Genomic DNA, 12596 nt, shown 5'->3' with positions numbered 1-12596 from the left:
AATTACGCAGTCAACCTGCTGGGATTTCTCAACCAGACAAAGCTGTTTTGTAAGCAGCAATTGTCTCCTGAGTGCACCTTTCCCAGCTAAACTTTTTCGCTTGTGCTAGCGACTTTAAAGACATTTCTTGCCGCAAAGCAGGTGTACGGTACAGTGTTAGGATGCTGTGGCAAAGTCCGTCAGCATCTGTCGGATTAAGCATAACTCCCGCATCGCCGACTACTTCGGGAAACGATGAATTATTCGAGGTGAGCACAGGAATCCCGCACTGCATTGCTTCTAAAGGCGGCAAACCGAAACCTTCATACAGCGACGGGTAAACAAAAACCATCGCACCGCTGTAGATGACGGCTAAATCTTCATCAGCTACATAGCCAGTTATAATGATACGGTCTTTTGAGAGACCGAAGTTAGCAATTTCTTGAAATATTTTTTCGTACTCCCAACCTTTGGCACCGACTAAAACTAAGTTGAGGTCTTTGATACCTTGTTGCTGCACGACTTTTGCGAAACAGCGGATGACGTGTTCGAGGTTTTTCCGAGGTTCTAATGTGCTGACACCCAAGATATACGGTGCGTCGGGAATGCCGTATTTGTGCTTGACAGATGCCATATTTTCCGCATCGTTACAGCGGTAAAATAAAGCGGTATTTGCCGCGAGATGAGTTACCAAAACTCTTTCCGGGTTGAGTTTGACGTGATTTAGCAAATCGTTTTTGGTGGCTTGAGATATGCAGAGAATGTAATCCTCGGCCGTTAAGCTGTTTAAAGATGCCTGCATTCTCTGATAATCCTCATCATTTTTACCGATAAATAACTGCGACAATAGGATGGGAATCAAATCGTAAACAGTGGCAATTTTTTTGACTTTTTTGCACTCGCGTGCTTGGTTGGGAATCTGATAGAATGTCGCGTGGAAAATATCGGCTTCGCTCAAGCTCTCCTGGTCGATTAAATGGCTGCGTTGCTTTGAAATGCCGATCGAATTTGAGAGGTATTTTTTTAAGTTGTCTGTTAAAAGTTTGGATTGGGGTTCTTGGCTGTGTTCCGGGAAGATTTTTTCCCGGTTTTCTAACATCTTGTAAAGCTCCATTAATTTGCTTTCAAAGTTTTTGAAAAAGCTGGAGTGAGCCAAAGGTATCCCGCGAAAATTCGGCTGAGTCTGCAAGTAATCCAGGCAAGACTTCACGGCGTACCAAGAATTAGTCGCGCAAAAAGATAAATCCAACTCTTTCGAGGCAATTAAACCCGATGCGATATTCTCGATGACTCTGGCAACACCGGTTCGAGAACGCGAATCGTAGTGTCCGTATCCCAGTACGGATATGTCATAAAAAATCTTGATCAACTCCTGCTGTTTTTCGCTATACGCATAGACTGGCGGGTAAGATTCGGCAGATATTTCCTGGGGTTTGTGGATTATTAAAAGCAAGGAAGTTGCAATGTAACCGCCCAATTCTATTTTCAGGTGCGGTGCCCATTGATTGCTAAGATCTTTCATCGGCGTCAAATCGTATTTGCTGTCGCCCATCCAGTAATCTGGAGGTTCTACGCGATATCCCTCGGCTGTTAGTTCGCTGATTAAACGCTGAATGTCTCTGTGTCTGAAGAATACTAAATTGTCTGTGTTTAAGGTTCCTTCATTTGATGAACAGTTGAACTCTGTTGTATGAATTGCCATACCGCCGGGCTTTAAGCATTTCAGAGATTCTTTGGCAAATCTGAGTCCGTGTTCGATCGAACCTATATGCTCAAAGGCACAGGAAGACCAAATAAAATCGAACTCACCTTGCTTTAAGTCTTCGGGGATATTATTCATGTCAACTTCGCGGAAGCTGACAAGTTTGTCAAAGGTTTCTGGCGGGCAGATTTGCTTTTCATTAAGTGCTTGTTTGCCGCGACAAAGTTGATCTGTTGTGGCCCAGTGTTCCTGGGCTTCCGGAATGTCGTAATTTTGGTCGGTGGCGACAATTTCGCACCCTAAAGAAGCGAATGCTGACGGTAGCGGTTCGTTACCAACCGCAAAACCCATGCCTTTTTTTCCGGGTTTGAGAAATCCTCTTTCATTCAAAGCTTGAGACATGACAACCCACTCCCAATTTTTGCGGTGAATAGTTTTGGAAGCTTGGAGTTTGTCTATCCAATGCTCATAGTAATCTGTCTCGAAGTCTCGGTTGACGCACAGCTTGCTTGTTACTCTACTAAATACTAGCGGCTGTTTGTCGGCGGTTGGGGGTTGAGTCAATGCCCCTCGAGTTGCGGGAATTTTGGTAATATCTAGGACGGCGATCGCATTGGCAAAAGGAAAAGGTGCATTGTATTGTGCGCTAACAAGTTCTTCGGGATTTGCTTGTTCCCAAACTGAAGGCTGCGGCTGGGATGGGTCAACTTTAACTAATTTTAAATAACTGGCACTGACCGCATTTTTAGGAATATTGTATGGCTCAAATAAGAGATTTAAGTAATCTTGACTGAATTGGATATACCACCCCCTTTCGAGGAATTTACCGAAGGGTACTGTAATCAGCGCTCTACCGTGATCTGACAGCAAATCGTAGATTTTGGCGATCGCCTTTAAAGGCCCTTGCCAATCATATTTTTCCTGCTCTTCACCGTAAGCTTCACTTGGGTCAGATCCTTGTCCTATGTGTTCTACTGTAGAGATGCAAATTATACCGCTATACTTCTCTTCAGGATCGGCATCCATTAAATCAATTTTGTCTACTCCCACAGCAGTTTCGTATTTGTCGATAATTCTTCTAGCTTGAATTTCGGCAATATCTGTCGGGATCAGTTCGGGGTAATATTGCAGCACGTTACCCACTTCCAGCAGTCTGCTTTTATCCTTCAATCCGGCAATAAAGTTGTAGGCTATTGGTATTTCTACCGCTCTCTCCGAGGCGGGATAGTTGTTGTGCTTGAGCCGGTTGTAGGCGAGCCGTTGACCGTTGAAAATGAAAGTATCTTGCGAATCTGACATTTTGAGTTTTCCTTGGGCTATTGGCGATCGGTGAATTGCGATCGGTGCATCTTAATTTATACTTGACATACCCCAGCCTAAAGGCATGGAGATTCTTTCTTCGCAGGGATTCCGACGAATTTACCCTCAGAAAGCATCTTGACCGTATGCCCTACGGCTGCAAGTCCTCTAATTAGAACTACTTGGGCTGCTGCAACGTCTCTGTCGGTTGTATAGCCGCAATTCAAGCATGAATGAGTACGTTCTGACAGCTCTTTTTTACCCGTTTCCGTTAGGCAGTTAGGGCAAGTCTGACTTGTCTTGTGGGCGCTTACCTTCTGAAAGTACACGCCATATTTCAAACAAGTTTGCTCTAGGATCGTGAAGAACTGACCCCAGCTTGCGTCTAAGCAATGTTTCCCTAGCATCGCCCTAGAGAACCCAATCAGATTCAGATCCTCAACGAAAATCATTCCTACATTTTGACAGATTTGATGAGATAATTTACGATGCCAATCTTTCCGACTGTTAGCAACGTACTCATGCAGTTTTGCGACTTTTTTTTGAGCTTTACGCCAATTGTTAGAACCTAGTTTTTTACGACAGACACGTTGTTGCAGCAATTTAAGCTTGCGTTCTGCGTCTTTAAAAAATCTTTGGCGCTTGACTAAAAGACCGTTAGAAGTTGCTATGAAATTAGTTAATCCAACATCAATTCCGATACCTTCACCGTGGGGCATTGGATTTGGCGCTGAAACGTCCCATTGTAGGGTTAACATCACGTACCAACCGCTAACCCTACGGACTATCCTTGCTTGCTTCATCGTTGCACCATCAGGGATAGTCCGTGATTGATGAAACTTAACCAAACCAATCTTAGGAAGCTTCACCGCTTGATTTTGGACGGGGTTAACCCCCAATTGTGGGAATACAAACGATCGCATTGTTCCTGCTTTCTTAAAGCGAGGGAAACCGTGCTTTTGTTCCCACATACTTACAAAAGCTTTTTCAAGTCTTTTCAGTGTCTGTTGTAGAACGTGTACCTGAACAGCAGCCAAAGCAGGTATGTTTGCCCTAGCCGTAGTTAAACTTTTGCACTGGCTGGCATAAGTTGGTCGTTTTGTTTCAGCTCCTATGATGAATTCAGATCGGATAGAGCAAGCGTTAATCTGACAACTACGAGACTTAAACCAGTCTTTACGTTCAGCTAATGCGTAGTTATACACGCGACGGCATTGTTCTAGCCAATCCTCAAAGATTGCTGTCTGTCCCGTTGTTGGTTTAAGTTTGAATTCGTAGGTTAAATTAAACATTTGCTCTATCCTCCTACCTGACTCTACCACAACCATGAGCGAACGTCGGGACGCTTTTTCAATAAAATAATTAAAGCCGGCCACTGAAGAAGGGGCTTGCACCCAAATTTCCGGTCACATTGTCGGTCTAAACAGAAGTTGCGTTTCAATGCCACGCGGTGCAAAGAGCGTGCAACTGCGAACAAGTTAATTTATCAGTCGATCGAGAGACAATCTATTGACAAATTCTGTCTTATAGTGTAGGCGAAAATTCAACGATTAAGACAGCACCCGCATCTCCTGACGACGCTCAGGGCAGTTCGGTTTCCACGACCTCACATCAGACCGCCGCAGCATGGCCGGGATTCCTCACCACACAAAAACAAGTTACAATTACGTTAAGATTGATGAACATAAATAAAAATTCCCAAATCACAGGGACTAAAAATTAGGAGGATCGACCTCGGTGAATAAACGGTGGAGAAACGCTGGCCTGTACGCACTGCTGGCTATTGTAGTCATTGCCTTAGCAACGGCTTTTTTTGACAAACAGCCCCCAAGCCGCGAAGTTTGGAAGTACAGTCAATTCATTCAGGAAGTCGAAGGCAAGAGAGTAGACAAAATAAATATCAGTTCCGATCGCAGCAAAGCCCTGGTCACAGCCCAGGACGGAAACAAGGTACTCGTTAACCTGCCGAACGACCCCGAACTGATCAACATCCTGACCAAAAATAACGTAGATATTTCAGTTCTGCCCCAAAGCGACGAAGGCTTCTGGGTAAAAGCCCTCAGCAGCCTGTTCTTCCCGATCTTGCTTTTGGTCGGACTGTTTTTCCTGGTGCGGCGCGCGCAAAACGGGCCCGGCAACCAAGCCATGAACTTCGGCAAATCCAAAGCTAGAGTCCAAATGGAGCCACAAACTCAGGTAACTTTCGGCGACGTGGCGGGCATCGAACAAGCCAAGCTAGAGCTCGCAGAAGTCGTGGACTTCCTGAAAAATGCAGACCGCTTCACCGCAGTCGGAGCAAAAATCCCCAAAGGCGTGCTGCTGGTCGGCCCTCCCGGAACTGGTAAAACCCTGCTGGCAAAAGCAGTGGCTGGAGAAGCAGGCGTTCCCTTCTTCTCGATTTCCGGTTCAGAATTTGTGGAAATGTTCGTGGGTGTCGGTGCTTCCCGCGTCCGTGACTTGTTTGAACAAGCTAAATCGAACGCTCCTTGTATCGTATTTATCGATGAAATTGACGCAGTAGGCCGCCAGCGGGGCGCTGGTTTGGGCGGTGGTAACGACGAACGGGAACAAACCCTGAACCAGTTGCTGACAGAAATGGACGGCTTTGAGGGCAATACTGGCATCATTTTGATTGCTGCCACAAACCGCCCCGACGTGCTCGATGCGGCGCTGCTGCGTCCGGGTCGCTTCGATCGCCAAGTTGTAGTCGATCGCCCCGACTTCGGAGGCCGCCTAGAAATTCTCAACGTTCACGCCCGCGGCAAAACTTTGTCCAAAGACGTGGACTTGGAAAAAATCGCCCGCCGGACACCCGGTTTCACAGGTGCGGATTTGTCCAACCTACTCAACGAAGCAGCAATTTTAGCCGCCCGTCGCAACTTGACCGAAGTCTCGATGGATGAAGTCAACGACGCGATCGACCGCGTGCTCGCTGGCCCGGAAAAGAAAGACCGCGTGATGAGCGAAAAGCGCAAAACTTTGGTAGCTTACCACGAAGCCGGTCACGCTTTAGTCGGCGCGCTGATGCCCGATTATGACCCGGTGCAGAAAATTAGCATTATCCCCCGCGGCCGCGCTGGCGGTTTGACTTGGTTCACACCCAGCGAAGATCGGATGGATTCTGGCTTGTATTCTCGGTCTTACTTGCAAAATCAAATGGCGGTAGCTTTGGGCGGCCGCATTGCTGAAGAAATTGTCTTCGGCGAAGAAGAAGTAACGACTGGGGCATCTAACGACTTGCAGCAAGTGGCAAGAGTAGCGCGGCAAATGGTGACTCGCTTCGGAATGAGCGATCGGCTAGGCCCTGTAGCTCTCGGTCGTCAACAAGGCAATATGTTCATGGGTCGCGATATTATGGCTGAACGCGATTTCTCGGAAGAAACCGCAGCGACGATCGACGATGAAGTGCGTTTGTTGGTAGAACAAGCTTACCGTCGCGCTAAAGATGTACTCGTCGGCAACCGCCACGTCCTTAATGCTTTGGCAGATATGCTAGTTGAAAAGGAAACTGTGGATGCGGATGAATTGCAAAATTTATTAGCTAATAGCGATGTGAAAATGGCGACGATCGCCTAATCAATTTTGGATTGTGGATTTTGGATTTTAGATGAAATCTAAAGTTTGAAATCAATAATTGGGGTGATTCTGGGATTGTCTGGAATCGCCCCGATTTTTTTATGAGCGCGATCGAGCGATTTTAGATTTTAAATTTTGGATTTTAGATTTAATCTAAAGAATAGCCAAGCAATCAGACATTCAACATACGCTTTCCCTCAAGCTGGGGCTTAAATTATTCCCAGGGAAATCTTCTTTCATCTTTTCTATATTCAATAATCCGACAGTCCTCAACATCCTCCCAGATATCGTCTGGGTACTGGAAGTCAAGCAGTAAGGCGATTTTTTAGCCTTAAGACTCAACTAATATCAAATCCGTTGGCATCGGAATTATTCATCTCTCTCTTCCCTTTCTCTGTATCCTCTGTTTCCTCTGCGGTTTCATCATTCCGATACAACAGGAATTGATATAAAAACAGAAAGTCTGTCGGTTCGCCGCATTCAGCCAGCACGTCAGCTCGGCGTTGCTTAATCAGGGTATGAAAAAATTAGTTGAAAATCCAGAAGCTTTATAGATACTGGTTTCTATGATTTGCATATTTACCCTTTCCTACCGTAAATCAGCAACGCCGTCAGCTCAAAAATCTATGTGGTTTTTGAGGTCAACAATTGCAGCGGTTTTGTTGCCTAGATTGTCCGTTAAAAATTGAACGTCGCACATATTGTAATTTGCCATATATCGAAGTTAGCAACCTGTATTAAAATTAGATGCGAGTCAGAATGATAGGAGTTTCAAATTTGGGATCTGCCCAATTTAAAATCCTTCGACTGAGCACGCTGAAATCTAAAATCTAAAATCTAAAATCTAAAATTGTATGAATCATCAATTTTGGCTGACACTACTAAAAAAACACCGCGCGATCGCAGTTATCCGCTCCTCCGAAAAAGAACTCGCTTCCCAGATGGCAAAAGCGGTAGCAGCAGGAGGAATCCAGTTTATTGAAATCACTTGGAACACGCACAAAGCTGCTGAATTAATTGCCGAACTCCGGTCAGAATTTCCTACTTTGAGTATTGGTACCGGCACTTTATTAAACTTAAAAGAGTTGCAACAAGCAATAGACTGCGGCGCTCAATTTCTGTTTACTCCGCACACCGATTTAGCGATGATTAAAACAGCAGTTGACGCCGGAGTGCCGATCGTCCCCGGTGCTTTTTCTCCCACGGAAATTGTGACGGCGTGGCAAGCAGGCGCTACCTGCGTTAAAGTATTTCCGATATCGGCTTTGGGAGGCGCGGCTTACCTGAAAAGCCTGCAAGGCCCCCTGGGAAACATTCCTTTAATTCCCACTGGCGGGGTGACGCTGGAAAATGCCAAAGTATTTATTGACGCCGGGGCGATCGCCGTGGGTTTAGCCGGAGACTTATTTCCTAAACACTTAGTGGAAAATCGCGATTGGCGGGCGATCGTCCAAATTGCCCGAACTCTCGCCCAAAACTTAACAACTTGTTAAGTCCACTTTCCCAATCCAACATTTCAAATCTAAAATCTAAAATAGGACAAGCCAATCTAAAATCTAAAACCTAAAATCTAAAATAGTACGAGGTGTGAGAAATGAACAGGATTATTAACTCAACTTACTTCCGTCGCGCTGGAACTTTCTGTGCCGGCTTCGCCCTCACTTTTGCTACATTCTGCGGCGGTTCAATGACCGCATTTGCCAGCGAACAGCACAACATAATTGCCAATAAAATTATGCTGTTGCAGCAATCCAGCGAACGCTGGATAGAAATAGATTTGTCAAGACAAAGGTTAATAGCTTGGGAAGGAAATACACCCGTTTACGCCGTGATTATTTCCAGCGGCAAATCATCGACTCCCACCCGCACGGGAACCTTTGCCGTTGAAACCAAACACCGCGTTACTAGAATGACTGGGCCGGACTACGACGTACCCGACGTTCCCTATACAATGTATTACGACGGAGGCATGGCAATTCACGGCGCTTACTGGCACAATTTGTTTGGCAATCCCGTTACTCACGGCTGCACAAATGTAGCTGTCAATCACGCTAAATGGCTATTTGAATGGGCCTCGGTGGGAACACCCGTGGTTGTGCACAAATCTCAGGTTTAGGGAATTGGGAATTGGGAATCGGGCATCGGGCATAGTCGAACATTATTAGAACTTATGCACCGATGGTCAGAAACCGGGTTTTTTTGGGAAATACTGCGTTACAGCCGTAGATTCGGTCAAAAACCCGGTTTATTCGATCGGAGTTCATCAGTTCTGGTTTTTTTAGCTTGCTTACTTCATTACTGCCTTCAAGCACAATCCCAATTATATAAAACCTCACTAAAATCTAATTCTCTGAGTGCTGATTCATCAATAAAAAAGTTACCTACACCAGTGTCTCCCCACATGATATCTACTGTCTCATTGCAATCGGTATCCATTTGCAATAGAAGAATGTCTAGCTTTTGTTTTTGCTCAGATGTATTACTATATTTTCTTACGTCCTCTTGTGTAAAATCAGGATAACCACCTATTTTATGACCAACGGGTTGTGATATTTCTAGGTACTCATCCTCTATTTCAGAGTTCATAAATAACTCTTCAATTTCCGATCCTAAAAGTTCGGTAAATTGGTAGTCATTTGTACTAATCGGCGCATATTTTTTAGTAAATTGCAAGCCGTAACAGCCCTGAACAGGAAAATATTCGGGTTCCGGCAAAAAATCATAATTGGTAATGATGTTTTCAACTTTGAAGTCGGGCTGAGGAAAATAGATTATTTTGAATTGGTCTTCGATTGTATGATTATCTGCATTGGCAGAATTGTCCAAATTTAAACCATATAGGTCATCGTCAGCTATATAGAACTGTAAGATACCCCGATCGGGAAAACCATCTAAAGGCGGTATTTCATCAAAGTTGAGTTGCGCTAGCAAAAATAAATATTTACCGTCACAAGTTTTGGGATATTCAAAGCCTTTAGGTAAATAGGGCAATCCCCCAAATTTACTCTGCCACCAATTAACGTCATCATTATTCTGGGTTTGAATTTCGATGTAAGGTTTAATGGTAGCTTCGATTCTGTCGCGATACTTTTCTAGTTCTGGAGAGAGTGGACATTCTAGTTTGTAGTTCATCTGCTTTTAATAATTTTAGTTTTGGACACACTCCATCAAAGAAACCGGGTTTTTCACTTAATCGGCGGGCTGCAACGAAGGATTTTCGTAAAAAACCCGGTTTCTGAGCTCCTATGCGTTCAGGAATGCTTAACTTAGCTGCACCACGGGTTTATCCTCTAACAAAGTTTCATTTGTCAGCAAATCTTCCACCGTAATGCGTAAAAAGCGCTGTTCGTCAACGCGGAACAAAACTTTTATGCGATCGCTCCCCGGATACCCAGGCGGCGTCAATTGAGCGATGCTGCGTGCACCTTCTTTATCATTTAAGGGCTGTACCGATGTTTGACCCGCGAGTTGGCGAGTAATTAGCCTGTCGCCGTCAAAATATATCTCCGTGCCACCAGTTTCCGCTCCCAATTCGCCGATAATTAATTCTATACTTGGCTGACTTTCTAAAGAAGCTCCCAAGACTAATTCTACGGGTTCGCTCATCGGATAAGATTGGCCGGATTTGATTAAACTGTGCCAACTGTGGCAATTGTCGCGGCGGTTCCAGTAGCGAATGCCGTAACTGTGATAGAGAAAATCTTTGATTTCTATGCCTTGACTCAGTTGCAGAGAACCTTGGGCGATCGCCTCAAAGGGTTTGTCACAGCAAATTTTTGCCGGATCGAAATATTGCTGCACCCAACGCCCGACAGCGGGAATTTGTACAGTACCGCCAACTAGCAAAACTGCATCAATATCGCCAATTTCTAAGCCTTGGCGCCGCGCTTGCTGCAATACTTGATTCATGCAGTCGTCCAGTTTGTCGAAAAACTGATGTTCAGCGAGGATAGATTCAAAACGACTTCTGTCTAATTCTAATTCGTAACTCTCAAAATTTTCGTCATCAAAATAAACTTCAACTGCCTGATTTACTAAAGATAACTGAATCTTTAACCGTTCTGCTAATCTCGTTGTAATCGGAGATTTTGCCAGCCCTTTTGTTTTAACAAAATAGTCAACTAGCCAATTATCAATATCAGAACCGCCTAAATTTTGTCCGGCTTTAGCCAAAACCCGGGCAACTTTTGTTTTTTGCGCTGAAGATTCAGCTAATAGCTTTTCGCCCCACTTAAGAATAAAACCGAGGGGCTTTTTGTCGGTGGAAGCGTCCAAACGCACTAAAGAAAGGTCTAGAGTTCCGCCGCCGAAATCAATTACTAACAGATTTTCGCGATCGGCTAAACCGTAACCCAAAGCAGCCGCCGTAGGTTCGTCCAACATTCGCACCTGTTCTACTTGCAGAGATTGTGACACTTTGCCCAACCAATGGCGGTAAGCTTCAAAACTATCTACAGGCACTGTAAAAATCAAAGAGTCGATCGGCAAAGGCAGTTCGCGAATTGAGTTCACAATTTGGCTTAAATACCACTCACCTACTTGTTCAAAAGTAATAAGTTGCCCGTCAAGTTCCGGCACAAAACCCTGAACAGAAGTGCCAATTCCCCGCTTAAAATTGCGAAAAAACCGAGAATCTCCACTCAAATCCAGGCCTTTGTCGCGGACTTGCTGACCGAGTATGACTTTACTTTGAGCAGCGTCCTCAACGTAGAGTAAACTGGGAATTAGGGGCGGATTTTGAGCCGAGATTGCCGACAACCCCGGTAATTTTAAAGTTTCGGGCTGCTGGAGGACTTGATTCCAGCGAGCGACGACGGTGTTGCTAGTTCCAAAGTCAATTGCGATCGTCATTCAGCCAAAATACACAGCTACTAGGGATTAGATTATAATATGGTATTTGGAGCGGCAAATGCAAATAGATTCTCAAATTGTGCTTGAATAAAGATTTTGTTACAACCGGAACAGCTTTCGCGGCCGAGTCTTCAATTTTGTGCAACTGCATATTTTTATTTGCAACAAATAAGCGCCACTTTTATAAGCGGCACAAAACTCCTCCCCTTTTAGATTTTATATTAAAACCTTGAGAATGACTAACTGCATAAGGGTTGGGAATTTGGGCATAAAGTTGCATTGTTTCTTGAAAATGGTATAATCTCTCCGCCGTCGCAATTTTTTACCTTTGGTATTAATCCAATTTTGTAATGAAGCGTGAAAAATGTTGGACATGGGCGATCGCAAAACAGCACTATGGTCTCTAACACTGCTTGTCCCTGCAGCTAGTATTGGTATCATAGCAGGCTTGTATATTGCCCCGGGAAGCTGGGGACAAACACTGTCTGTCTTGTGTCAAGTTTGGTTGTTGGTTTTTCCGATCGCGTGGTCTGTTTTTGTCGATCGCAAAAAGCTCAGTTTATCCCTGCCCAAGCGCCAAGAATTGCTGGCTGGATCTATTTGGGGAATATTCATGTTTGCCGTAATTCTGGGTATCTATAGCCTTTTCGGTCAGCAGTGGATCGATCCTGTAGTTGCTAAAGAAAAATCGTACCAATTAGGTATTAGCAGCCCTACTATTTACTTGATTGTAGAAGCATATTTTGTGCTAGTTAACTCGCTGATTGAAGAATTTACTTGGCGGTGGTTTGTCTGCAACAAGTGCCAGATTCTCATACCGGGCCCAAAAGCAATATTTCTGAGTTCGCTATTTTTCACCCTCCACCACATTTTTGTAATAGCAGCTTACAGCGACTGGCAGGCTGTGCTATTAGGTTCATTAGCTGTCTTCGCCGCCGGGATAATTTGGTCGCACTCTTATGTGACTTACCGTTCGCTTTGGTCGAGTTATATCAGCCACGCGATCGCAGATTTAGCCCTAGCAACTATTGGTTGGGAAATTCTCTTTAACTAGCTGCTTTTTCAGCGACAATCGCAGGCAATTCTACAGTAAAAATTGACTTTTTGCCCAACTCACTCTCCAGATTAATCTCTCCCCCCATCATCCGGGCGGCGTGCCACTGCCGCGGGCGATAATGTACCCTGACAA

Annotated in this window: 8 protein-coding genes; 4 read left to right on the top strand and 4 right to left on the bottom strand. The window is 44.8% G+C overall.

Features of this window, described 5'->3' with window-relative positions; translation table 11 throughout:
* Positions 1-28 precede the first annotated feature (28 nt).
* Together Q5691_RS04590 and Q5691_RS04585 are read right to left on the bottom strand one after the other, a co-directional pair.
* The gene (locus tag Q5691_RS04590; protein ID WP_333343998.1) at positions 29-2980 is read right to left on the bottom strand and encodes a glycosyltransferase; all 2952 of its coding nucleotides are present in this window, start codon (positions 2978-2980) and stop codon (positions 29-31) included.
* A 77-nt stretch (positions 2981-3057) separates the two neighbouring features.
* Positions 3058-4272, bottom strand: a complete 1215-nt coding sequence (locus Q5691_RS04585; protein ID WP_333343997.1) for a transposase — start codon at positions 4270-4272, stop codon at positions 3058-3060.
* Positions 4273-4717: 445 nt separating this feature from the next.
* On the opposite strand from Q5691_RS04585, the gene ftsH3 reads away from it, so the two are divergent.
* From ftsH3 to Q5691_RS04570, 3 genes are all read left to right on the top strand, one after another.
* On the top strand, positions 4718-6556 hold the full coding sequence (gene ftsH3 / locus Q5691_RS04580; RefSeq protein ID WP_006633639.1) for an ATP-dependent zinc metalloprotease FtsH3: 1839 nt from the start codon (positions 4718-4720) through the stop codon (positions 6554-6556).
* A gap of 854 nt (positions 6557-7410) precedes the next feature.
* The gene (locus tag Q5691_RS04575) at positions 7411-8049 is read left to right on the top strand and encodes a bifunctional 4-hydroxy-2-oxoglutarate aldolase/2-dehydro-3-deoxy-phosphogluconate aldolase (RefSeq protein WP_333311735.1); all 639 of its coding nucleotides are present in this window, start codon (positions 7411-7413) and stop codon (positions 8047-8049) included.
* 101 nt (positions 8050-8150) lie between these two features.
* Positions 8151-8672: a L,D-transpeptidase gene (locus tag Q5691_RS04570; protein WP_333211981.1), complete on the top strand. Its 522-nt coding sequence runs from the start codon at positions 8151-8153 to the stop codon at positions 8670-8672.
* Between the two features lie 188 nt (positions 8673-8860).
* On the opposite strand, the gene Q5691_RS04565 is transcribed toward Q5691_RS04570, so the two are convergent.
* Both Q5691_RS04565 and Q5691_RS04560 read right to left on the bottom strand, forming a co-directional pair.
* Positions 8861-9688: a DUF1963 domain-containing protein gene (locus tag Q5691_RS04565; protein WP_333211982.1), complete on the bottom strand. Its 828-nt coding sequence runs from the start codon at positions 9686-9688 to the stop codon at positions 8861-8863.
* 129 nt (positions 9689-9817) lie between these two features.
* The gene (locus Q5691_RS04560; RefSeq protein ID WP_333343996.1) at positions 9818-11407 is read right to left on the bottom strand and encodes an Hsp70 family protein; all 1590 of its coding nucleotides are present in this window, start codon (positions 11405-11407) and stop codon (positions 9818-9820) included.
* A 364-nt stretch (positions 11408-11771) separates the two neighbouring features.
* Here Q5691_RS04560 and Q5691_RS04555 point away from each other — a divergent pair, with 364 nt between their 5' ends.
* Positions 11772-12461 (top strand): CPBP family intramembrane glutamic endopeptidase, encoded by a 690-nt coding sequence (locus Q5691_RS04555; protein ID WP_333343995.1) that lies wholly within the window; start codon positions 11772-11774, stop codon positions 12459-12461.
* Positions 12462-12596 lie beyond the last annotated feature (135 nt).

The sequence above is a fragment of the Microcoleus sp. w1-18aA5 genome (assembly GCF_036701705.1).
In the GTDB taxonomy this organism is placed as follows: Bacteria; Cyanobacteriota; Cyanobacteriia; order Cyanobacteriales; family Microcoleaceae; genus Microcoleus.
This window is presented reverse-complemented; position numbering and strand designations above follow the sequence as displayed.